Below are 23,150 nucleotides of genomic sequence, written 5' to 3'. Positions count from 1 at the left end.
AATCCTGATGACGACAACCACCACCTTCTCCTTTACCCATCGCCCGCTTGTGCCGTTTTCGCATGATTATGCTCATGGCGACAGCGAGCCGTGGCATCAGCACGACTGCGCGCAGCTCCTGCACAGCCTCACCGGCGTCGTGCGGGTCGATACCGCATCCGGCTGCTGGGTGGTGCCGCCCGGTCGCGGCGTCTGGCTACCTGCGGGTACGCAGCACGCCTTGCGCATCACCGGCAACGTTGCTGCCCGCACGCTGTTTATCGACCCGCTGGCGCGCGCCGATCTTCCGGCGACCTGCCAGATCGTGCAGATCTCGCCCCTGCTGCGCGAGCTGATCCTGACCTCCCTTACGCTTCCTGAATCTTACGCACCCGGAAGCCGCGATGAACGTGTTTATGAGCTGATCCTCGATGAAATTCGCCTCATGCCGGTACTGCCGTTTCACCTGCCCGAGCCGGAAAGCGAAGCGCTGCGCCACCTCTGCCAGCAGATTCGAATGGCCCCGGGAGAAAGCTGGAGCAGCGCCCAGGCCGCAGGTATTGTGGGGATGAGCGAACGCACGCTGTACCGCCATTTTCAGCAGCAGACAGGCCTGAGCTACGGCGAGTGGGTGAGAAGGGCGCGACTGCTGGAAGCCTTAGTGCGGCTGGCGCAGGGCCAGCCGGTATTACGCGTGGCGCTGGATCTGGGGTATGGCAGCCACAGCGCCTTTACGGCAATGTTTCGCCGGGTAATGGGTCTCTCACCCAGCGATTACTTCAGGAACGACTGACCGCGTTAAAAAGCGCCTGAATCGACGCGCGTGCCACGTCGCTGTCGATGCCCACGCCCCAGCGGCTGGTCCCATCCTGGAACAGGCAGCGGATATAGGCCACCGAGCGGCTGTCGCTGCGTTCGCCTAACGTATGTTCGTGATAATCCTTGATCACAAACGGTGCGTTGATCCAGCGGCTTAAGCCGTGAGCGGCGGCGGAGAGCAAACCGTTTCCCTGGCCTTCCAGCTGGCGGGTGCCCCCTTGCGTGGCGACGCTTGCCGTCAGCCGCAGCTGGCCGTCCTGCTGGCTGTCGCTGCGATACGATTGCAGCGCTAATGGCGGGCTCGCCACCAGGCCGTAGCGGGCGCGGAACAGCTGCCAGAGCGCATTCTGCGTCATCTCTTTTCCATGGTTATCCGTTTCCTGCTGCACGTGCTGGCTAAAATCCTGTTGCAGGGCGCGAGGCAATTTCAGGCCGTGGTTTTGCTCAATAAGCCAGGCGCTTCCGCTTTTTCCTGACTGGCTGTTCACGCGGATCACCGCTTCATAGGTACAGCCAATATCCTGCGGGTCGACGGGCAGATAGGGCATCTCCCAGCGTTCGCCAGGCTTACGGGCATCGAAACCTTTCTTGATGGCATCCTGGTGCGAGCCGGAGAAGGCGGTGTAAGCCAGACGACCCGCCCACGGATGGCGCGGATGGACGGGCAGCTGGTTGCAGGTTTCTACCGTTTCAACCACCCGATTCATATCACTGAAATCCAGATTCGGGCTAATGCCCTGGCTGTAGAGGTTCATCGCCAGCGTCACCAGGCAGACGTTGCCCGTGCGCTCACCGTTACCAAACAGGCAGCCCTCCACGCGGTCAGCCCCGGCCATGACGGCCAGCTCTGCGCTGGCGACGCCGGTACCGCGATCGTTATGCGGGTGCACGCTGATACAGACGTCACTGCGGCGGCTGAAGTGGCGGCAGAAATACTCGATCTGGTCGGCATAGACGTTCGGCGTGCTCACCTCGACGGTAGCGGGCAGGTTGACGATCATCGGACGCGCCGCGCACGGCTGCCAGATCTCCGTCACGGCTTCACAAATCTCCAGCGCAAACTCCGGTTCGGTAAAGCAGAAGGTTTCCGGGGAGTACTCGTACTGCCAGCGGGTGTCAGGGTTCTCTTCACACAGCTGACGAATCAGGCGCGTCGCGCGCGTCGCCAGCTCGACGATTTGCGCTTTCTCCATGCCGAATACCAGACGGCGGAACAGCGGGGCGGTGGCGTTATACAGGTGAACGGTGGCCTGCTTCGCGCCGCGCAGGGAGTCGAAAGTGCGACGGATAAGATCGTCCCGCGCCTGCGTTAACACCTGAATGGTGACGTCATCCGGGATGCGGTTCTCCTCAATCAGCTGACGCACAAAATTGAAGTCCGTCTGCGAGGCGGACGGGAAGGCGACTTCGATTTCTTTAAACCCGCAGCTCAGCAGCAGATCCCAGAATTGCAGCTTGCGCGCGCTGTCCATCGGCTCGGCCAGCGCCTGGTTACCGTCGCGTAAGTCGGTCGAGAGCCAGCGCGGGGCGCGGGTGATAATCTGCTCCGGCCAGCGGCGGTCGGGCAACGAAAGGGTGGGGTAAGGCTGGTATTTTTCGGCGGGTGTGTTCAGCATGGTGCGCTCCTGTTGTCTTTTCACTATCGTGAATCGATTTCAGGCGCACTGCTTTATCGGAACTGACAATCGCTGTCGCGTTTTGGACAAGGGGGGGCGATTGTTGCCCGGTGGCGCTGCGCTTACCGGGCCTACGATCGTAGGCCGGATAAGGCGTAGCCGCCACCCGGCAACCCGTGCACAGGGCTAGTGCGCCCCACCGCCCCCGCTACCGGCCCCAAACGGTGGTTTGGCAAACCACACCAGCCCCAGCAGGACGATGAAGATCCCCGCCGATATCCAGAAAATCTCGTTTGCCGAGATAATCAGCCCCTGGTTGGTGATCTGCTGGGCAAGCCAGCCGGACGCCTGCTGCTCCGTCATCCCCATCCCCTCAAGCTGGCTATACATCTGCTGAGCGTTAGGGTTGAACGGGTTCACCGCTTCGGTGAGTTGAGCATGGTGCATCGATTCCCGGTTGGTCCACAGTGTGGTAGTGATCGATGTCCCGATGGAGCCCGCCAGCGTGCGGGTGAAGTTCGACAGGCTCGATGCCGCCGCCATCCGCTCAGGCGGTAAGCCGGAAAGCGTAATGGTGGTCAGCGGCATAAAGAAGCACGCTACGGCGAAGCCCTGAATAAACTGCGGCCACGCGGAGGCGCCAAAGTCCATTCCCGGTTCAAACGTATACGCGCGCCAGTAGAAGCACACGGCGTACATGATGAAGCTGAACGTCACCAGCCTGCGCATGTCGAGCTTATGGGCGAAACGGCCAATAATCGGCGACAGCAGAACCGGAATTAACCCCACCGGCGCGGAGGCCAGCCCCGCCCAGGTTGCGGTATAGCCGTACACCTCCTGCAACAGCTGCGGCAGCAGAACAATCGCGCCGAAGTAGAGCATATAGGCGAGACTGATACAGAGGCAGCCGATGGTGAAGTTTCGCGATTTAAACAGCGAGAGGTCGACTATCGGATTATCGTCCGTCAGCTCCCAGACAATCAGGAAGCTGATGGCCACCACGGCGACCACCGTCAGCACAATGATTTCCGTAGAGGCAAACCAGTCCAGCTCTTTGCCGCGGTCGAGCATGATTTGCAGGCTGCCGATGCCGACAACCAGCAGTGCCAGCCCGATGCCGTCGATCCGCCGCTGTTCGGTCCGCGTTTCGCGACCACGCAGAGACTGTAGCGTCATCAGCACCACCAGCGCACCGATGGGCACGTTGATGAAGAAGATCCAGCCCCAGTGATAGTTATCGCTGATATAGCCGCCGAGGATTGGCCCGCAAATTGGGGCGACGATCACCGTCATCGACCACAGCGCGAGCGCGATGGAGCGCTTGGCGGGCGGATAGTTGTTCAGCAGCAAACTCTGCGACAGCGGAATCAACGGCCCGGCGACAATCCCCTGGATGACGCGGAAGAAAATCAGCATCGTCAGGCTGCTGGACATGCCGCAGGCCCAGGAGGCCAGCACGAACAGGATCGTCGACCAGAGGAACAGCTTCACTTCACCGACGCGCTTCGCCAGCCAGCCGGTGATGGGAATGGAGATGGCGTTCGCCACCCCGAACGAGGTAATGACCCAGGTCCCCTGGCTCAGCGATGAGCCAAGGTTCCCGGCGATCGTAGGGATCGCCACGTTTGCGATGGTGGAGTCCAGCACCTGCATGAATGTCGCCAGCGACAGCGCAATGGTCATAATGACCAGCTGCGCCCCCTCCAGCGGTTTTTGCGGCTTTTGCTGTTGCATAACGCTCACCTTCGGCTTAACCGGCGTTTGCCTTCACGATGTCATCGATCAGCTTATTGACCGGATCGAGGCTAATTTCACGGGCGTTACTTTCATAAGCTGGCGTACTGCGCACCTGGCTTGCGAGGATCTGACCGTCGCGGTTGGCGGTATCGACCGTCACCAGCGTGGAAAGGCCAATTCGCAGCGGATGGTCTGCCAGCTGCTTAGGATCCAGCTCGATACGCACAGGCAAGCGCTGTACCACTTTGATCCAGTTGCCGGTGGCGTTCTGTGCAGGCAGCAGGCTGAACGCGCTGCCGGTCCCCATGTCCAGACCGACCACTTTTCCGGTGTACTTGACGTCATCGCCGTAAATATCGCTGACCACGGTCGCGGTCTGGCCGATACGCATATGCGCCAGCTGAGTCTCTTTGAAGTTCGCATCGACCCACAGATTGTTCGCCGGAACGACCGCCATTAGCGGCGTGGTGGTGCTAATCTGCGCCCCAGGCTGTACGGAACGACGGGAAACGTAGCCGGTCATCGGGCTGACGATTTTGGTACGTTGCAGGGCAAGCCATGCGTTACGCACTTCGGTCGCCGCCTGTTTCACCGCTGGCTGGTTTTCCAGAGAGGTACCCAGCACCATCGCCTGATTAGCGTTGTACTGTTGGATCGCCACGTCCAGCTGCGCCTGTGCGCTGGCCACCGCGTCGCGGGCGTGCTGCAACTCTTCACGGCCAATCAGGTTGGCGGTGCCGAGAGGAACACGACGATTGAGGTCGCTCTGCGCCTGAGCCAGGGCCGTTTTCTGCACGTCGATATTGGCCTGAAGCTGCTTGCTGTTGATCATCAGCTGGCGGGTCTGGCGTACGCTGGAGGCCAGCGCCGTCTGTGCTTTTTCAAACGCCTGTTGGGCGTCGGTCGGGTCGAGCGTGACCAGCACATCGCCTTTTTTCACAAAGTCGGTGTTATCAGCCCAGACTTTCGTCACGCTGCCTGACACCTGGGCCATGATTTGAACCTGATTCCCTGCCACGTATGCATCGTCTGTCTCTTCAACATGACGCAAGACTAAAAACCAATAGATCCCATATGCCACGGCAATAATAATAAAGAGCAAGGTCAGCAGAATAAGGGCGCTCTTACGTTTGCCCTTTTTGTTGGCCGGTTGCTGCGGGAGGGTGTTCTCCGCATTTGCGCTCATTGTTGTTCTCCACGATCTTTTTATTTTCACATCGGCTGAGCCGACCTGTTGTCAGAAAGGCCAGCAGTTTCACGTGCTGGCCTGTCAGTTTTTCTTTTTAGCAATCTGGAATGTTGAGCGGATCGTCGCGTTAGCGCAGCGCCTCAAGGATGACGCCGTCTTCATCCATCTGGTCCAGACGGGTGAGCAGCTTGCGAGTAATGTGCTCAAGCTGGTCGCGCTCGGCGGTGCTGAGGGCAGACCAGAGCTGGTGCAGGCAGTTGTGCTGCGGTGGCAGCACTTCGCGCAAGAATTCGTGACCTTTCTCGGTCAGTTGCAGATGCAGGCAGCGGCGATCGTTATCGCTTTCACGGCGTTCAATCCAGCCGCGCTTTTCCAGTTCATCCGCGATACGGGTCGCATTGGTACGGGATGACCCCAGCGCACAGCTCAGTTCCGACGGCTGAATGCTGTGATTTTCCTGAGACTCCAGCGTAATCAACGCCATAAACAACGTCTCGTTAATCCCCTGCGCTTTCAGCATCTTGTTACGATTTTCCAGCAGCTTACCCTGCATGTGCATGCACAGGCGGGTCAGCAGGATTTCCTGATACGGGAAGTCCTCATGACGACTGGCGCGGAACTTAAGCATTTGTTCAATGGGCGTAAACGAACTATCCATTTTGGGCATAACCTCATTAATTACAGCCGATATAGTAACGACAGTGACAAATAATGTAAATGAATTATTTGTGCGGTTATATCCGCCAAACGTATGTCACCATCAGAAAGCGCCGGGTAAATCCGTGACCCGGTGAGCACAGAGAGCGTGGGGTGTGTACCCGCGAAAGAGGGGATGTGAGGACAGGGGTCTGAACTATTCATGCCGGTAGTAAATATGTCACCCACAGTAAAATTTCTGGGATAAATGATTACCGTTACCTTAACAGATGCAGGCCCCCTTTACACCCCAGGGGGCCCAAAGCAATGTAAAACTTAGTGAATTGCTTCCTGACGGTGATAGCCGCGCCACCATACCAGCAGATTTATCGCCGCGACAATGGCGCCGATGGCGCACACGCCCGTCCAGCCCGCATGCTGCCAGGCGGAGGCTGAGATGAGCGAGCCCGCCGCGCCGCCGATAAAGTAGCTGGTCATGTACCCGGCCGTCAGACGGTTACGGGCATCCGGCTTCACGCGGTAAATCACGGTCTGGTTGGTGATATGTACACCCTGCACGGTGAGGTCGAGCACCAGAATACCGACAATCAGCGCCAGCACAGATACGTGTCCGTACCAGATGGCCGCCCAGGAGAGCAGGAGTAAAACCAGCCCTGCGGAGGTGGTCATATGAGATTTGCCTTTGTCGGCCAGCCCACCCGCCGGGCGCGCGCCCAGTGCGCCAGCCGCGCCTGCCAGCCCGAACAGGCCAATCACGCCTTCTGAGTAGTTAAACGGCGGCGCGGCGAGCAGAAACGCCATCGACGTCCATAAGATGCTGAAGTTAGCGAAGGTGAGACACCCCAGAATGGCGCGCGTGCGCAGGAGTTTATCCCGGGTAAAGAGGCTGAAAACGGAGGCGAGGAGCTGCGGATAGTTCAGGTGATTTTCCTGCTTCACCTTTGGCAGGCCGCGCCACAGGGCCAGCGCCATGATAACCATCAGCACGCTCGCCACCCAGTAAACGGTGCGCCAGCCGCCGAGGCTCGCCAGCAGCCCGGCAACGGTTCGCGCCAGCAGGATGCCCAGCAGCAGGCCGCTCATGATAGTGCCGACCACTTTGCCGCGTTTTTCCGGGGAAGCCAGCGTCGCGGCGAGGGGAACCAGAATTTGCGCCACCACCGAGAACAGCCCCGTCAGCGCGGTGCCGATAATCATCATCGTTAACGACTGGCTGCTGGCGGTGATCAACATCCCGCCCGCCGCCAGCAGTGTCATGGAGACGATAAGCATCCGGCGCTCAAACATATCGCCTAATGGCACCAGGAACAGCAGCCCGGCCGCATAGCCGAGCTGTGCGGCGGTGACAATAAACCCGGCGGAGCTGGCTGAAAGATCGAAGGCGCGTGCGATGGTGTCGAGCAGTGGTTGTGCGTAATAGTTGCTGGCGACGGCCAGACCCGTTGCCACGGACATTAAAAGGATGAGTGCGGGGCTAAGCCCTTGAGTTGTTTTTGTCATTAGTTTCAGGAATCGTGAGTTAAGTGATTATTTTTCCGGAAACATAATAACCAATGATGGTGAATGTTGGGGAATTGTTACGTGGTGGATTGTGCGGTTAAGCCCCTCACCCCGGCCCTCTCCCCTTTGGGGAGAGGGTTAGGGTGAGGGGTAAGGGTTGTGTTTTTTACTTCTGCGCCTCAAGCGCCTCTTTCACCCAGCCATCGAACTGCTGCTGGTGGGCTTTGATCCAGCCATCCACGTGGCCTTTGATATCAGCTTCGGATGATTTACCCGCGTGCATCATCGCGTTCTGGGCGTTAATGTCTGCCAGCGGCAGTTTCATCACCGAGAACAGCTTCGCCGCCGCCGGGTTTTTCTCGGCCCAGGCTTTGTTCGCCACAATATGCATGGTGTTCACCGGGAAGCCATAGTTCATGCCGTTTGGCAGTTTGGTGTCGATATCTTTCTGCTCGCCTGGCAGGGAGGAGAAGGGCACCTGCAACCACACCACGTCTTTGCCCGGCTTCAGCACGTCGCTCACCCAGTACGGCGTCCAGGTGTAGTAGATCACCGGCTTTCCTTCTTTAAAGCGGGCGATGGTGTCGGCCATCATCGCAGAGTAATTGCCGTGGCTCACGTCGACGGTCTTCGCCAGATCGAAGGCTTTGTTCTGGTGGTTAATCACCGCTTCACAGCCCCAGCCCGGCGAACAGCCCATCATGTCGGCTTTACCGTCACCGTTGGTATCAAACAGTTTTGCGATCTTCGGATCTTTCAGCTGTTCAATATTGGTGATGTGATATTTATCGGCGGTTTTCTTGTCGATCAGATATCCCTGCGCAGCGCCGGTCACAAAGGTGCCTTCGCGGTAGAATTTCTTGTCACCGCCTGCGGCGGCATACATGTCGTCGTGCAGCGGCTGCCAGTTCACGGCGGTAAAGGTGGCATCACCGGAGGCAATGGAGGTATAGCCCACGTTGTAATCCACTTCGCTGGCGGTATTCACCGTATAGCCCAGTTTCTCCAGCGCACGGCTGACAATCTGGGTCTGGAAGGACTCTTCCGAAATGGTGCTCTGCACCGGCTGCACGGTAATGCCTTTGCCCGGCAGGTCAGCGGCAACTGCGCTGGTGGAGACAAGGGTCGCAAACGCTGTGGCAAAAAGTACGTTATGTCGCATCGTTGTTCCTTATTTTGTAAATGGGCGGGTGAGTAACCCGACAGGGCCGGTGGTGTACCAGCGACGGTTGCCGCGACTACGTGAATCACGACCGACAGCCTGGGTCAGGCGGTCAAGAATGATGGCGAGGATCACAATCCCGACGCCGCCGACGGTCGCCAGCCCCATATCGAGACGGCCAATGCCGCGCAGTACCATCTGACCTAACCCGCCAACGGCAATCATCGAGGCGATCACCACCATCGACAGCGCCAGCATCAGCGTCTGGTTAACACCTGCCATAATGGTCGGCATCGCCAGCGGAAGCTGAACCTTAAACAGCATCTGACGCGGGCTGGCGCCGAACGAGCGCGATGCCTCTATCAGATCCGCAGGCACCTGGTTAATGCCCAGAATGGTCAGGCGAATAATCGGTGGCAGGGCGAAGATTATGGTCACGACCACCCCCGGTACGTTACCGATGCCGAACAGCATCACAATAGGCACCAGGTAAACGAACGCTGGCGTGGTCTGCATCGCATCCAGCAGCGGGCGGATAATCTTCGCGGCCCGGGGGCTGCGCGCCAGCCAGATCCCCATCGGCAGGCCGATCACCACGCAGAACAGCAGGGCGGTCAGCACCAGCGCCAGGGTGATCATCGCCTGAGACCACGCGCCAATCGCGCCGATGGCAATCAGGGAGATGAGCGTGGCGATCCCCATACCCGCGCTGCCGAACTGCCATGCGATCAGCGAGAACAGGATAATCGCCACCGGCGCGGGCATGCCCAGCATCAGCTGCTGGAAGCCGTTCAGGATGTAATCCACCGGGATGCGGATCCCCTGGAACACCGGACGGAAGTGGGTAACGACCCAGTCGATCCCCTCCGTTACCCAGCTATCCAGCGGGATCAGCGTCTTGTGGAACGGATCCATAATATTGAAATGCTCTGGGGCAGGCGCTGGTGCGCTGTTGAGCCAGTCTGCCGCGCCGCCGCCATCGGCAGGCGCAGGCGTCGACCCCCACGCATCGGCAGATTGCGCCGCGCCGCCGCCATCGGCAGGCGCAGGCGTCGACCCCCACGCATCGGCAGATTGCGCCGCGCTGTCCGCTGCTTCAGTGGTGCCCCATGGGTTTGATTGATCAGCCATTGTTTGTCCCCTCGCGATCTAAAGCCTGTAGCAGCATCCGCTTTGAGATGATGCCAACGTACTGTTGTTCTTCACCGACGACCGGCACGGCGCACGGCGCCTGACCCACGTGAGAGAGCAACTCGCTGAGCGGCGTTTCGGCGTCCACGGCAAGCGGAGCGTCAATCAACGCCGCATCGATTCCCTGGTTTTCGCTCAGGGCGGTTTTCAGAGAGTCGATGGAGACCACGCCGACAAATTTATTGCCGCGTTCAACCAGATAACCGTATTCACGGTCTTCGTCCTGCAACAGCTTCAGCGCGGAGCGCGGGCCAAAACCTGGCGTTTTACGAATAATGCCGTTTGGTGTTCGACGGGCAATATCTTTCGCACTGAATACGTGGCTAATATCCACGCCGCGGAAGAAGGTGCGCACATAATCATTCGCCGGATTATTGAGAATTTCATCCGGTGTGCCGACCTGCACCACTTCACCATTTTGCATAATGGCGATACGGTCGCCAATACGCATGGCTTCATCCAGATCGTGAGAAATAAAAACAATGGTGCGCTGATGTTTGGCCTGTAATTTTACCAGCTCATCCTGCATCTCGGTGCGAATTAAGGGATCGAGCGCCGAGAAGGCTTCGTCCATTAATAAAATGTCCGGATTAATCGCTAATGCACGCGCTAATCCCACACGCTGACGCATACCGCCGGAGAGTTCATCCGGATACGCATGAGCATAATTTTCCAGCCCGACCTGACGCAGTGCATCAAGGGCTTTTTCCTGACGTTCCTGAGCGGGCGTGCCGGCTAACTCCATGCCAAAGGCGGTATTATCGAGTACCGTCATGTGCGGCATCAGTGCAAATGACTGAAACACCATCGCAATTTTCTTTCTGCGCACCTCACGGAGTTCGGCGTCTGATATTCTGGCGATATCCACGCCGTCTATCAGCACCTGTCCGCGGGTGGGTTCAATCAGGCGATTGAGAAGGCGAACCATAGTGGATTTACCCGAACCGGATAATCCCATGATGACAAAAATCTCGCCTTCTTCAATGGCCAGACTGGCGTCTTTAACGCCAAGCGATAGCCCGGTTTTTTCCAGAATTTGCTCTTTCGTAAGGCCTTTCTCAATATATTTGAATGCGCGCTGCGGGTGCTCGCCAAATACTTTATAAAGATTTTTCACTTCTAATTTAATTGCCATGCAATAGAGAGTGTCCTGTTATTTGTTTATGTCGATATGATTACCATGGTAAATAGTTAACTGGCATTACCCTAACATACTCAGAATCTGAGACAACCCTGGACCGGCCTGAGGCCGGAATTTTGCCGCAAGCGAAACGGCTGAATTTCCCATGAATAAAGGGCTGAGGGCGGTTTGAATTTTTCTCAATTTTTTGCTGTTGCATGGGAGAATTTCGCCTGAATCGGTGTGATTCAGGCGAATATGACGGGGAAATTACAGTGTAGTACGTAGTGGAATATTCGGCTGGAAATAATGAAATGCAGAGTTAATTAATGAACGTTAATTCATTCATTAAAAATCCCAGTCCTCGTCTTGCGTCTCCACCGCTTTACCCATCACGTACGACGAGCCGGACCCGGAAAAGAAGTCGTGGTTTTCATCGGCGTTGGGCGACAGCGCTGCGAGGATCGCCGGGTTCACCTCCGCCATTTCTGGTGGGAATAACGCTTCGTAGCCCAGGTTCATCAGCGCCTTGTTGGCGTTATAGCAGAGGAAGGCTTTTACGTCCTCTTCCCAGCCCGTTCCGGCGTACAGCTCTTCGGTATAGCTCAGCTCGTTGTCATACAGATCCATCAGTAAATCGAGGGCAAAACCTTTGAGTTCCTCGCGTTTTTCCGCGCTGACTTTCTCCAGCCCTTTCTGATACTTATAGCCGATGTAATACCCGTGTACCGCTTCATCGCGGATGATGAGGCGAATCAAATCGGCGGTGTTGGTGAGCTTGCCCCGGCTCGACCAGTACATAGGCAGCCAGAAGCCGGAATAGAAGAGGAAAGATTCCAGGAACACGCTGGCGATCTTCTTCTTCAGCGGCTCGTCGGCCCGGTAATATTCCAGCACCAGATCTGCCTTGCGCTGCAATGACGCGCTCTCTTCACTCCAGGCGTAGGCCGCGTCCACGTCTCTGGTCTGGCACAGGGTGGAGAAAATCGAGCTGTAGGAGCGGGCATGCACCGCCTCCATAAAGCTGATATTCGACATTACCGCCTCTTCGTGCGGGGTCAGCGCATCACTCATCAGCGCGGGCGCACCCACGGTATTCTGAATGGTGTCCAGCAGCGTCAGGCCGGTAAAGACGCGGATTGTCAGCTGCTGCTCGGCATGGCTCAGGGTTTGCCAGGCCGGAATATCGTTGGAGAGCGGGACCTTTTCCGGCAGCCAGAAGTTGCTGGTCAGGCGGTTCCAGACCTCCAGGTCTTTATCATCCTGAATTTTGTTCCAGTTAACGGCACTTACGCGTGACAGTTTCATCCTTTCTCCTTACAGCGCGCAGGACACGCAGCCTTCAATTTCGGTGCCTTCCAGCGCGAGCTGGCGCAGGCGAATGTAGTACAGCGTTTTGATGCCTTTCTTCCAGGCGTAGATCTGTGCTTTGTTGATATCCCGCGTGGTGGCGGTGTCCGGGAAGAAGAGCGTCAGCGACAGCCCCTGGTCCACATGTTTAGTCGCCTCGGCGTAGGTATCAATGATCTTTTCCGGGCCAATCTCATAGGCGTCCTGGTACAGCGCCAGATTCTCGTTGGTCATAAACGGGGCAGGGTAGTAGACACGCCCGGTTTTGCCTTCCTTACGGATTTCAATCTTCGACACGATGGGGTGGATGCTCGACGTGGCGTGATTGATATAGGAAATGGAGCCGGTTGGCGGCACCGCCTGAAGGTTCTGGTTATAAATGCCGTAGCGCATCACCTCTTCACGCAGCTGTTGCCACATCTCACGCGTCGGCAGGGTGATGCCAGCGCGGGCAAACAGCGCGCGTACTTTTTCGGTTTTCGGCTGCCAGTCGCCTTCCAGATACTGGCTGAAATACTCTCCGCTGGCGTAGCGGGACTGCTCAAAGCCTGCGAACCGCTGGTGGCGTTCGCGCGCCAGCATCATCGAGGTATGCAGCGCATGCCAGGTGATGGTGTAGAAATAAAGGTTGGTGAAATCCAGCCCTTCCGGGCTACCGTAGGCGATGCCCTCCCGCGCCAGATAGCCGTGCAGGTTCATCTGCCCAAGGCCGATGGCATGCGACGCGGCGTTGCCCGCCTCAATGGACGGTACGCTGCGGATGTGGCTCATGTCCGATACCGCCGTCAGCCCGCGAATGGCGGTCTCTACCGTGCGGCCAAAATCGGGTGAATCCATGGTATGGGCAATATTTAGCGACCCGAGGTTACAGGAGATATCCTTGCCCACGTCCGCGTAGTCGAGGTTCTCGTCGTAGCTGGACGCGCTGTTGACCTGCAAAATCTCCGAGCACAGATTGCTCATGTTGATGCGCCCGGCAATCGGGTTAGCGCGGTTCACCGTGTCCTCGTACATGATGTACGGATAGCCGGACTCAAACTGAATTTCAGCCAGCGTCTGGAAGAAATCGCGGGCGTTGATGGTTTTTTTGCGAATGCGATCGTCGGCCACCAGCTCGTCGTACAGCTCGCTTATCGCCACGTCGCCAAAGGCTTTGCCGTAAATCCGCTCAACGTCATACGGTGAGAAGAGCGCCATGTCGGCATTCTCTTTAGCCAGCTTAAACGTGATATCCGGGATCACCACGCCAAGCGACAGGGTTTTGATGCGGATCTTTTCGTCGGCGTTTTCACGTTTGGTATCCAGAAAACGCAGAATGTCCGGGTGGTGCGCGTGCAGATAAACCGCACCCGCGCCCTGACGTGCGCCAAGCTGGTTGGCGTATGAGAAGGCATCTTCCAGCATCTTCATCACCGGGATGACGCCGGAAGACTGGTTTTCGATGCGCTTAATCGGCGCGCCCGCTTCCCGCAGGTTCGAAAGCAGAAACGCCACGCCGCCGCCGCGTTTCGAAAGCTGTAGCGCCGAATTCACCGCACGGCCAATCGACTCCATATTGTCTTCAATACGCAGCAGGAAGCAGGAGACCAGTTCGCCGCGCTGGGCTTTCCCACAGTTAAGGAACGTTGGCGTGGCGGGCTGGAAGCGACCGGAGAGGATCTCCTCCGTGAGTCTTTCGGCCAGCGCTTCATCGCCCTGCGCCAGCGTCAGCGCCACCATCACCACCCGATCTTCAAAGCTTTCTAAATAGCGTTTGCCGTCAAAGGTTTTCAGGGTGTAGCTGGTGTAATACTTCCACGCGCCGAGAAACGTCTGGAAGCGAAAACCGCTGGCGTGCGCCCGTTCAAACAATGCCACCACGAAGGCGCGGTCGTAGCGGGTGAGGACACGCTCTTCGTAATAACCCTCTTTTACCAGCCAGTCGAGACGTTCCTGCTGGCTGCCAAAGACGACGCTGTTCGGGCGTACATGAGCGGCAAAAAAGGCGTCCACCGCCTCATGATCTTTGCCAAACTGAATGCGCCCCTCGCGGTCATAGAGGTTTAGCATGGCGTTTAATGCGTGGTAATCCGGCGTCGCCTGAATCACGCGTTCTGCGGTTGTCGTTGCCAAAATTCGTTCACTCCTTTACGCACGTTCTCTACGTCCTGCTGTGTCCCCATCAGTTCAAAACGATAGAGATACGGCACGCCGCATTTTTGAGAGATGACATCCCCGGCGCGGGCAAAGGCCTCGCCGAAGTTGCGATTGCCTGCGGCGATCACGCCGCGAATCAGCTGCCGGTTATGGGGATCGTTCAGAAAGCGGATCACCTGACGAGGCACAGCCCCTGCGGTGCCGCCACCTCCATAGCTGGGCACCACCAGAATGTAGGGTTCGTCTACCTGAATACGCTCCCGCTCGTTCAGCGGAATGCGTATCGCGGGCAGCCCGAGACGCTCCATAAACCGAAGCGTGTTTTCCGAGCTGCTGGAAAAGTAGACCAGCGTGCTCATGCACTGACGCCCTGAGCGGCAAGGCGGTTGATCATGTCCGGACGGAAGCCAGACCAGCTGGTGTCGCCGGCAACGACAACCGGAAGCTGACGAAACCCCTGCGCCCGCAGGGTGTCTGCCGCGTCGGGCACCTGATCAATATTGACCATCTCAAATGCCACGCCGCGGCTCTCCATCGCCCGTTTCGTGGCGTGGCACTGAACACAATCGTTACGAGTGTAAATAATAATGCTCATGATTCGTATTTCCATTTAGAATGAGAGAACGGCGCGAGTAAACGCGTCATGTTGTGTGTGTCTTGCTAAAGGGAATACTAGATGTAGTTGCGATAAGTTTCAACCACACAAGATATGGGAAATACAGATTAATAAGGCCCCAATGATGAGCCTGGCGGGGCAGGGCGGGCTGTGCGGGTTTTTCAGGCTGTCAGGCAAAGAAAAGCCCCGGCGCCTGAGGCGACCGGGGCTGAGAACGCGCGCTTACTTACGCAGGCTAAGCAGGGCGCCGACAAAAATCCCGACCGCCGCGACCGTTCCCAGCGTACAAAGTGGTTTTTCACGTACGAAGGTGGTGGCGCAGCTGGCCATGTCGCAGGCCGCCTGAGTGGTACGTGAGCGGCCATTCATCCTTGCCCGCGTTTCACGCAGCAGAGACTGAGCCTTACGTTTCGCGGCATCTGCTTCGTCCTTTGCGTCAGAGCCCCAGGATTTCAATACGGCTTCCAGCGTGTCCGCTAATTGGCTGACATCGTTACGAATATCCTGTGTGTCGTCATTAATATCGTTTCGGTTCGGTCTGTTAAACATACGATCCTCCATAATTTGTGTTCCCGTTTAGTTTAGTCCAGAAATGTAATATCTGAAGCGAGTCACGGCTTATCGGGCAGTTTATGGAATATTCTGAAAGCCCTGCTAATGCTGAATACTGTAAGGTTGCCGGGCAGGAATGATAATGAGGAAAAGATATGTATTTACGACCCGATGAGGTGGCGCGCGTTCTTGAAAAAGAAGGGTTCACCATGGATGAGGTAACATCAAAAGCGTACGGATATCGCCGTGGTGAGAATTATGTTTACGTCAACCGTGAAGCAAGAATGGGGCGTACTGCTCTCATTATTCACCCGACACTCAAAGACAGAAGCCTGTCATTTGCTGAGCCCGCCTCGGATATTAAAACCTGCGATCATTATCAGCAATTTCCGCTCTATTTAGGCGGCGAGACGCATGAACATTATGGTATTCCGCACGGTTTCAGCTCGCGTATGGCGCTGGAGCGGTTCCTGAAAGGGCTGTTTGGCGACGTACAATAACTCTGCGACTGGCCTGAGCCAGTCGCCTTACCTTACGCTTTTGCCTGGCTATAAGGGCTGACTTTAAACAGGCGGCGGCAGTAGTCAAGAAAGTAACCGTACACCGCACCCATCAGCATGGATACCACGATATTTGAACTTACCGCAGCGGCGATTTGATGCCAGTCTGCGCCCACCGTCAGCAAAATAACCACATACACCGGGGACTGGAACGTCACGTAAGCCAGCACGTCCGCCAGGTTTTTTACCCAACCCGCCGGGCTAATACGCCGGGCTAAACGCATCACTGCATCGCGATACAGGCCGTACGGCCAGGCAATCATGATATTCACCGGAATGGCCACCAGGCGCGACGAGAGGGATTGCTCAAAGGACATTCCCGACAGGAAAATTTCAATCAGCATATTCACGACGGAACAGTAAACGACCATCGCGAACGTATCCGCTACCGCATGGCGCAGGCGAGACTGCGGTGAGAACATGTCTGAACTCCTCGAACAGGACAAAAAAGTGGCGTTTTACCTACGGCCTTTAGTGCTTTAGGTTGGTTTGTTATGAGTGTATAGCGTATCTCTCTGGATTTTAACTAACAAGTAGTGATTAATTTTTATTTACTGGCGCTTTAGCCATAAAATTCTCTAAAGTTGTGCGTTTTTTGCGCGCTTCGTTATTTTCTCTCCTTGTCCATATTTTATTAAAATAAATCAATGGATTAGTTTATCAGTGCGCGTGTAAAACCTCTGTTGTGTGGGAGAGTGGAGGCGGTTTTTTGAACTGTTTTAAACAGGGGTTTTTGGCCTGGGGAAGGGCGGTATATTACGCATTAAAACAGACATATATTTCGGGGTTATATTAACGGGATATTCTAAAACATTTACAATAATGTCAAAACGTCAGGGTGGGTAGATATCAGAACAAAAATCAATTATTCTGTTGCCTGATTTATGTTATACACACGAAGAAAGGTTTTTCATTATTATGGCTTTAACGTTACAGAATCTTAATAATATTCGTACCCTCCGGGCGCTGGCACGTGAATTATCCATGGATGTTCTGGAAGAAGTGCTGGAAAAATTCCGGATTGTCACTGAAGAAAAACGCAGCGAGCAGGCTGAATTAGAGCGTCAACGCGCTGAACAGCAGGATAAAATTAATGCTCTGCTGGAACTGATGAAAGCTGACGGTATTTCTCCGAGCGATCTGTTAGGCAGTGATCTGGCGCAGGCGGGTCAGCCGACGAAAAAACGTAAAGCGCGTGCGGCGAAATATCGTTTTATTGACGCGAACGGTGAAGAAAAAACCTGGACCGGCCAGGGGCGTACGCCAAAGCCAATTGCAACCGCACTGGCAAACGGTAAATCGCTGGACGATTTCCTGATCTGATGATTATTCGGGCGGTGTATTCCGCCCGATTATTGACTTAGCAGACGCCAAAGTCACCGTCTTCGGAGTACAGAACCACGTCCGCCGCTTTCAGGTGATATTTCTCGCCCTGCTCATTGCTGGCCTGCACAGCCACAATGTTTTCACCATTCACTTCGAGCACTTTCAGTTTCGGACCGCCCTGACGCGGTTGTACATAATCACCGACAGAAAACATAGCACCTCCTCATCATTGTCATGATCTTCACCATAGCCCACGTCCGGGGGCGGGGTACAGCCTAATCTTTCAGATACTCCTTATCAGGTACGTCGGTTCCACGGCATCACTTTCAGCAATCAGCGCGTTTGCCTGCTGCGGCGACATAACAGGAAGAGACATTGCGTTTCCTTACGGTCAATTTCAGAACAGTAGAGCATTTAAGGCGGGGGTTTAAGCCAGTGTAAAGAGGGTAAAGGCAGGTAAAAGCGCGAGAGACGCATGGCAGTTAACCGTAAACTGGCTACGCTTAGAGAAGTGTCTTTTATAATTTTCAATTGGTTAGCCTGCACGGAGTTTTTTATGGGTTTTTGGCGCGTTGTTTTTACGATTATTCTCCCGCCGCTGGGCGTGCTGCTTGGCAAGGGGCTGGGCTGGGCGTTTATTCTGAATATCCTTCTGACCATCCTGGGCTACTTCCCCGGTCTTATCCACGCGTTTTGGGTTCAGACGAAGAGCTAGGTACGCCACAGTAAGTCACTGTAGATCCGGGTCAGCACGCCTTCCGGGCCAAACTGCTGTTTGATCCAGCGCGTGACCTGACCGGTCGCCGCATGCTGCGTGGCGAGCAGCATGCGCGAATCCTGACGTGGATTATTGATCCGCCGCGTTACCAGCAGCCCTTCCTCCACCGCCTCACGCGTCATATATTCCGGTAAAAAGCCAATACCTTCCCCCAGGATCTGACACTGGCATTTCGTGTTGAAGTCCGGCACCAGAATCGCCTCCTGACCGTGAAGCAGCCAGCCCACCTTCTTGTTGATGGTATGCGCGGTGTCCTCGACCATGATATTGGGATACAGACGCAGCTGACTTTCGGAAATGGGCTCCGGGGCGAACGCCAGCGGATGCGTGGGCGCGATGGCAAATACCCAGCGGATCGCCCCTATCTCGGTGTAATCAATGCCGCCGCCGTCCAGCAGCGTATCCGGCGCGCCAATGGCGATATTGGCCTGATTATTAATGATGGAATCCCAGACGCCGTTATACACCTCGGTCGTCACCGTGATCTGGCAGGTGGGAAACTGTTTTTTCAGCACCTGGAGCAAACGCGCGGTATGGCGTGGCGTATACAAAAGCTGGTTTATGCAGATGCGCACCCGCGTCTCAATGCCCTGAGAAATGGTATCAATCCCGCGCTTGATGGCATGAAAGTCATTCAGCAGGTCGGTCGCTTTACGATAAAAATAAAAACCGGATTCGGTCAGCTCAATGCTGCGCGTGTTGCGTACAAACAGCACCACGTCCAGTCCGGTCTCCATGCGTTTAATGGTGTAACTGATGGCGGAGGTGGTTACGCCCAGCTCGGCAGCCGCTTTGCTAAAACTGCCAAAACGTGCCGCGGTGGTGAAGGCCAGCAAATTCTCTTCGGTAAAGATGGAATTCATATTATGGCTCCTGGTGACCATCAGTTTTGAACATATTTTAACAGCGGCGTTACATCATAGTTGATGTCGATCACAGTTCTGGATTTTTACGTAGAACCGCGCTGTGTAAGGCTTTTTCAGCCATAAGGATAATGCAGCCTGAAGCGCGTAAAAGCGGTAAAACATAAGAAAAAGGTTGCACAGACGCACATTTCTCCCGGACCGTTGAATTTAACTCAACAATGAATTGCGTGTCGATGAATCATTTTTAAGCGGATTCTTTTATGACCAGGCTGTTGCTATTCTCAGGTCATCAGAAGTGAAACATAGGGAGTCTGAATATGTCTGCAACTGCACTGGTTACAGAATTTCTGCTGGCGGCAGAAGAGGGCAATATCGACGCGCTAAAAGCCTGCCTGGAGAAAGGCGTGGATATTAACGCGACCAACCGCCAGAAAAGAACCGCCATTATTATTGCCAGTCTGAAAAGGCATTACGCCTGTGTGGAGTTTTTAATTGCCGCCGGGGCGGATATTGATAAACAGGACCAGACCTGTTTTAACCCCTTCCTGATCGGCTGCCTGACCAATGATTTAACCCTGCTGCGCATTGTCCTTCCGGCAAATCCGGATCTCGATCGTCTGACGCGCTTTGGCGGCGTGGGCATTACCCCTGCCAGTGAAAAAGGGCACGTTGAAATCGTGCGTGAGCTGCTGGAAAAAACCGACATCAACGTCAACCACACCAATTTTGTCGGCTGGACGCCGCTGCTGGAGGCCATCGTATTAAACGACGGCGGCGCAAAGCAGCAGGAAATTGTGAAGCTGCTGCTCGATCACGGCGCGAACCCGCACATGACCGATAAATACGGCAAAACCCCGCTCGAGCTGGCGCGGGAAAAAGGCTTCAACGCGATCGCAGACCTGCTGCTGGCGGCAGGCGCATAGTGCATTCGGTCAGCCTTCCCCTGGCTGGCCGTTAATCAATAAACGCATTGTTACCGACGTGCATTTAGCACGACGGCGGCCCCCTTTTATCTTAAACAGGTGAAAATAATGCCAACCAAAATCGTCATAAAAAAGAATACGTATTTCGATTCGGTTTCCTTAATGTCGGTTTCCACCAAAGCCAATAAATTGCCGGGCGTCGAGCAGGCGTTTGTGGCGATGGCGACGGAAATGAACAAAGGGGTATTAAAAAACCTCGGGCTATTAACGCCGGAATTAGCGGACGCGAAAAACGGCGACCTGATGATCGTTATTAAAGGCGACGCGGCGAATGAGGAAACCCTGGCCGCCATTGAAGCGCTGTTCACGCGTAAAGAGCGCACTGGCTCCCATGAAGCACGCTACGCGACGATTGCCAGCGCCAAAACCCATCGTCCGGACAGCAACCTTGCGGTGATTTCCGTCAACGGCACCTTCGCCGCGCGGGAAGCGCGCCAGGCGCTGGAAAACGATCTTAACGTGATGCTGTTCTCCGATAACGTATCGCTCGACGACGAGCTGGCGCTGAAGCAGCTGGCGCATGAAAAGGGTCTGCTGATGATGGGGCCAGACTGCGGCACCGCCATTATCAACGGCGCGGGGCTGTGCTTCGCCAACGCGGTGCGTCGCGGGCAGATTGGCATCGTTGGCGCCTCCGGCACCGGCAGCCAGGAGCTGAGCGTGCGCATTCACGAGTTCGGCGGCGGCGTGTCGCAGCTGATTGGCACCGGCGGACGCGATCTCAGCGAGAAGATCGGCGGCCTGATGATGCTCGATGCCATCGACATGCTGGAGGCGGACGACGCGACCCGGGTGATAGCGCTCATCTCCAAACCGCCTGCACCCGCGGTGGCTGAGAAAGTACTGGCCCGTGCGCGCGCCTGCCGCAAGCCTGTGGTTGTGTGCTTCCTGGGCCGCAACGAACCGCCAGTCGATGAAGACGGTTTGCAGTTTGCTCGTGGCACTAAAGAGGCGGCCCTGAAAGCGGTGCTGCTTACCGGCATTAAAAAAGACACCCTGGATTTACATCCGCTCAACTGGCCGCTGATCGAAGAGGTACGCGCCCGCCTGACGCCGCAGCAGAAGTACATTCGCGGCCTGTTCTGCGGCGGCACCCTGTGCGACGAAGCGATGTTTGCCGCGCTGGAGAAATTTGACGATGTTTACAGCAACATCCAGCCGGATCCGGCCAGGCGTCTGAAAGACATCAGCGTCAGCCAGGCCCACACCTTCCTTGATTTCGGTGACGACGACTTCACCAACGGCAAGCCACACCCGATGATCGACCCGACCAACCGCATCAGCCGCCTGCTACAGGAGGCGCGCGATCCGCAGGTGGGGGTGATCGTGATGGATTTCGTGCTTGGCTTTGGCGCGCATGACGATCCGGTTGGGGTGATGATCGAGGCGATCAAAGAGGCACAGGCGATCGCGAAAGCCGACAACCGTCCGCTGGAAATTCTCGGCTACGTGCTCGGCACCGATCAGGATCCGCAGTCGTTGGCGCAGCAGTGCCAGCTGCTGACTGACGCAGGCGTCATCTGGGCCAGCAGCAGCACCAATACCGGATTACTGGCACGCGAATTTGTCTGCAAAGGGGAGAGAGCATAATGACGACCTTATTCAACCAGCCGCTGAACGTGATTAACGTCGGGATTGCGATGTTCAGCGACGACCTCAAAAAACAGCACGTTCCCGTGACCCAGCTCGACTGGACGCCGCCGGGGCAGGGCAATATGCAGGTGGTGGACGCGCTGGATCGGCTGGCGGAAAAACCGCTGGCGGAGAAAATTGCCGCCGCGAACAAAATTGCCCTTGAGCGGATTATTCAGTCCCATCCGGTGCTGGTGGGCTATGACCAGGCCATCAACGTGGTGCCGGGCATGACCCGCACGACCATTCTGCACGCCGGTCCGCCTGTTACCTGGGAGAACATGTGCGGGGCAATGAAGGGTGCGGTCACCGGGGCGCTGGTGTTTGAAGGGCTGGCGAAAGATCTGGACGATGCGGCAAGGATCGCCGCCTCCGGAGATATTACGTTCTCGCCGTGCCACGAGCACGACTGCGTGGGCTCGATGGCGGGCGTCACCTCCGCGTCGATGTTTATGCACATCGTTGAGAACAAAACCTACGGCAACCGCGCCTTCACCAACCTCAGCGAGCAGATGGCGAAGATCCTGCGCATGGGGGCTAACGACCAGAGCGTGATCGAGCGCCTGAACTGGATGCGCGACGTGCTCGGCCCGATGCTGCGCGACGCGATGAAGATTATCGGCGAAATCGACCTGCGCCTGATGCTGGCCCAGGCGCTGCACATGGGCGACGAGTGCCACAACCGCAACAACGCGGGCACCACGCTGCTTATTCAGGCGCTGACGCCGGGGCTGATCCAGGCGGGCTATCCGGTGGCGCAGCAGCGTGAAGTGTTCGAGTTTGTCGCCAGCAGCGACTACTTCTCCGGTCCGACGTGGATGGCGATGTGTAAGGCCGCGCTGGATGCCGCCCACGGCATTGAGTACAGCACCGTCGTCACCACCATGGCGCGCAACGGCTACGAGTTCGGCCTGCGCGTTTCCGGCCTGCCGGGGCAGTGGTTCACCGGCCCGGCGCAGCAGGTGATCGGCCCGATGTTCGCGGGCTATAAGCCGGAAGACTCCGGGCTGGATATCGGCGACAGCGCGATTACCGAAACCTACGGCATCGGCGGCTTTGCAATGGCGACGGCCCCGGCCATCGTTGCGCTGGTGGGCGGCACGGTGGAGGAAGCCATCGATTTTTCTCGCCAGATGCGCGAAATCACCCTCGGCGAAAACCCGAACGTCACCATTCCGCTGCTGTCGTTTATGGGCATCCCGACCGCCATCGACATCATGAAGGTCGCGGGCAGCGGCATTCTGCCGGTCATTAATACCGCCATTGCCCACAAGGACGCCGGGATCGGCATGATTGGGGCGGGCATCGTTCACCCGCCGTTTAGCTGTTTTGAAAAGGCGCTGTTAACCTTCCGCGATCGCTACGTTCTATAAGGTATGCA

General features: G+C 56.4%; 23 protein-coding genes. 7 read left to right on the top strand and 16 right to left on the bottom strand.

Annotated features, from left to right (window positions below; genetic code table 11):
- The first annotated feature begins 7 nt into the window (after positions 1 to 7).
- Complete coding sequence (locus tag LOC22_RS05655; protein WP_230239420.1) at positions 8 to 772, top strand: AraC family transcriptional regulator; 765 nt, start codon at positions 8 to 10, stop codon at positions 770 to 772.
- Here the strand turns inward: LOC22_RS05655 and leuA are convergent.
- The 13 genes from leuA to LOC22_RS05590 form a co-directional block, all read right to left on the bottom strand.
- Positions 759 to 2,414 carry a 2-isopropylmalate synthase gene (gene leuA, locus LOC22_RS05650; protein ID WP_230239419.1) on the bottom strand — a complete coding sequence of 552 codons (1,656 nt, stop codon included), beginning with the start codon at positions 2,412 to 2,414 and terminating at the stop codon, positions 759 to 761. The two genes, LOC22_RS05655 and leuA, sit on opposite strands and share 14 nt — an antisense overlap.
- A gap of 186 nt (positions 2,415 to 2,600) precedes the next feature.
- The gene (gene emrB / locus LOC22_RS05645) at positions 2,601 to 4,148 is read right to left on the bottom strand and encodes a multidrug efflux MFS transporter permease subunit EmrB (protein WP_006811709.1); all 1,548 of its coding nucleotides are present in this window, start codon (positions 4,146 to 4,148) and stop codon (positions 2,601 to 2,603) included.
- A 16-nt stretch (positions 4,149 to 4,164) separates the two neighbouring features.
- Complete coding sequence (gene emrA / locus LOC22_RS05640) at positions 4,165 to 5,337, bottom strand: multidrug efflux MFS transporter periplasmic adaptor subunit EmrA (protein WP_017382776.1); 1,173 nt, start codon at positions 5,335 to 5,337, stop codon at positions 4,165 to 4,167.
- A 130-nt stretch (positions 5,338 to 5,467) separates the two neighbouring features.
- Positions 5,468 to 5,998 (bottom strand): multidrug efflux transporter EmrAB transcriptional repressor EmrR, encoded by a 531-nt coding sequence (gene emrR / locus LOC22_RS05635; protein WP_017694792.1) that lies wholly within the window; start codon positions 5,996 to 5,998, stop codon positions 5,468 to 5,470.
- A gap of 314 nt (positions 5,999 to 6,312) precedes the next feature.
- Entirely contained in the window at positions 6,313 to 7,497 is a 1,185-nt protein-coding gene (locus LOC22_RS05630) for an MFS transporter (RefSeq protein ID WP_017382775.1), read from the bottom strand.
- 166 nt (positions 7,498 to 7,663) lie between these two features.
- On the bottom strand, positions 7,664 to 8,659 hold the full coding sequence (gene proX, locus LOC22_RS05625) for a glycine betaine/L-proline ABC transporter substrate-binding protein ProX (RefSeq protein WP_017382774.1): 996 nt from the start codon (positions 8,657 to 8,659) through the stop codon (positions 7,664 to 7,666).
- 9 nt (positions 8,660 to 8,668) lie between these two features.
- On the bottom strand, positions 8,669 to 9,790 hold the full coding sequence (proW, locus tag LOC22_RS05620) for a glycine betaine/L-proline ABC transporter permease ProW (RefSeq protein ID WP_230239418.1): 1,122 nt from the start codon (positions 9,788 to 9,790) through the stop codon (positions 8,669 to 8,671).
- The gene (gene proV / locus LOC22_RS05615; RefSeq protein ID WP_039269954.1) at positions 9,783 to 10,985 is read right to left on the bottom strand and encodes a glycine betaine/L-proline ABC transporter ATP-binding protein ProV; all 1,203 of its coding nucleotides are present in this window, start codon (positions 10,983 to 10,985) and stop codon (positions 9,783 to 9,785) included. Before proV ends, proW begins: the two co-directional genes overlap by 8 nt.
- Positions 10,986 to 11,318: 333 nt before the next feature.
- Positions 11,319 to 12,278, bottom strand: a complete 960-nt coding sequence (gene nrdF / locus LOC22_RS05610) for a class 1b ribonucleoside-diphosphate reductase subunit beta (RefSeq protein ID WP_017382773.1) — start codon at positions 12,276 to 12,278, stop codon at positions 11,319 to 11,321.
- A 9-nt stretch (positions 12,279 to 12,287) separates the two neighbouring features.
- Positions 12,288 to 14,432 (bottom strand): class 1b ribonucleoside-diphosphate reductase subunit alpha, encoded by a 2,145-nt coding sequence (gene nrdE / locus LOC22_RS05605; protein ID WP_032669334.1) that lies wholly within the window; start codon positions 14,430 to 14,432, stop codon positions 12,288 to 12,290.
- Complete coding sequence (nrdI, locus tag LOC22_RS05600; RefSeq protein ID WP_015571656.1) at positions 14,405 to 14,815, bottom strand: class Ib ribonucleoside-diphosphate reductase assembly flavoprotein NrdI; 411 nt, start codon at positions 14,813 to 14,815, stop codon at positions 14,405 to 14,407. The genes nrdE and nrdI overlap by 28 nt, the downstream gene beginning before the upstream one ends.
- Positions 14,812 to 15,051, bottom strand: a complete 240-nt coding sequence (gene nrdH, locus LOC22_RS05595) for a glutaredoxin-like protein NrdH (RefSeq protein WP_017382770.1) — start codon at positions 15,049 to 15,051, stop codon at positions 14,812 to 14,814. Before nrdH ends, nrdI begins: the two co-directional genes overlap by 4 nt.
- Positions 15,052 to 15,294: 243 nt before the next feature.
- Complete coding sequence (locus LOC22_RS05590) at positions 15,295 to 15,621, bottom strand: DUF883 domain-containing protein (RefSeq protein WP_017382769.1); 327 nt, start codon at positions 15,619 to 15,621, stop codon at positions 15,295 to 15,297.
- Positions 15,622 to 15,779: 158 nt separating this feature from the next.
- Here LOC22_RS05590 and LOC22_RS05585 point away from each other — a divergent pair, with 158 nt between their 5' ends.
- Positions 15,780 to 16,124: a DUF2002 family protein gene (locus tag LOC22_RS05585; RefSeq protein ID WP_006811693.1), complete on the top strand. Its 345-nt coding sequence runs from the start codon at positions 15,780 to 15,782 to the stop codon at positions 16,122 to 16,124.
- Between the two features lie 32 nt (positions 16,125 to 16,156).
- On the opposite strand, the gene alaE is transcribed toward LOC22_RS05585, so the two are convergent.
- Complete coding sequence (gene alaE, locus LOC22_RS05580) at positions 16,157 to 16,606, bottom strand: L-alanine exporter AlaE (RefSeq protein WP_015571653.1); 450 nt, start codon at positions 16,604 to 16,606, stop codon at positions 16,157 to 16,159.
- A 496-nt stretch (positions 16,607 to 17,102) separates the two neighbouring features.
- Here alaE and stpA point away from each other — a divergent pair, with 496 nt between their 5' ends.
- The gene (stpA, locus tag LOC22_RS05575) at positions 17,103 to 17,507 is read left to right on the top strand and encodes a DNA-binding protein StpA (protein WP_022651717.1); all 405 of its coding nucleotides are present in this window, start codon (positions 17,103 to 17,105) and stop codon (positions 17,505 to 17,507) included.
- A 37-nt stretch (positions 17,508 to 17,544) separates the two neighbouring features.
- Here stpA and LOC22_RS05570 read toward each other — a convergent pair whose 3' ends face one another.
- Positions 17,545 to 17,724: a hypothetical protein gene (locus LOC22_RS05570; RefSeq protein WP_015571651.1), complete on the bottom strand. Its 180-nt coding sequence runs from the start codon at positions 17,722 to 17,724 to the stop codon at positions 17,545 to 17,547.
- Between the two features lie 342 nt (positions 17,725 to 18,066).
- Between LOC22_RS05570 and LOC22_RS05565 the strand changes: the two genes are divergently transcribed.
- Positions 18,067 to 18,225, top strand: coding sequence for a YqaE/Pmp3 family membrane protein (locus LOC22_RS05565; RefSeq protein ID WP_003862203.1), 159 nt, complete (start codon positions 18,067 to 18,069; stop codon positions 18,223 to 18,225).
- Here LOC22_RS05565 and LOC22_RS05560 read toward each other — a convergent pair.
- On the bottom strand, positions 18,222 to 19,151 hold the full coding sequence (locus tag LOC22_RS05560) for a LysR substrate-binding domain-containing protein (protein ID WP_023295311.1): 930 nt from the start codon (positions 19,149 to 19,151) through the stop codon (positions 18,222 to 18,224). The genes LOC22_RS05565 and LOC22_RS05560 overlap by 4 nt on opposite strands.
- 320 nt (positions 19,152 to 19,471) lie before the next feature.
- Here LOC22_RS05560 and LOC22_RS05555 point away from each other — a divergent pair, with 320 nt between their 5' ends.
- From LOC22_RS05555 to LOC22_RS05545, 3 genes are all read left to right on the top strand, one after another.
- Positions 19,472 to 20,077, top strand: a complete 606-nt coding sequence (locus LOC22_RS05555; RefSeq protein WP_017382766.1) for an ankyrin repeat domain-containing protein — start codon at positions 19,472 to 19,474, stop codon at positions 20,075 to 20,077.
- Between the two features lie 108 nt (positions 20,078 to 20,185).
- Entirely contained in the window at positions 20,186 to 21,727 is a 1,542-nt protein-coding gene (gene fdrA / locus LOC22_RS05550) for an acyl-CoA synthetase FdrA (protein WP_230239417.1), read from the top strand.
- Positions 21,727 to 23,142: a DUF1116 domain-containing protein gene (locus LOC22_RS05545; RefSeq protein WP_032671911.1), complete on the top strand. Its 1,416-nt coding sequence runs from the start codon at positions 21,727 to 21,729 to the stop codon at positions 23,140 to 23,142. Before fdrA ends, LOC22_RS05545 begins: the two co-directional genes overlap by 1 nt.
- Positions 23,143 to 23,150 lie beyond the last annotated feature (8 nt).

The organism is Enterobacter sp. AN-K1 (assembly GCF_020971765.1).
In the GTDB taxonomy this organism is placed as follows: domain Bacteria; phylum Pseudomonadota; class Gammaproteobacteria; order Enterobacterales; family Enterobacteriaceae; genus Enterobacter; species Enterobacter hormaechei_C.
This window is presented reverse-complemented; position numbering and strand designations above follow the sequence as displayed.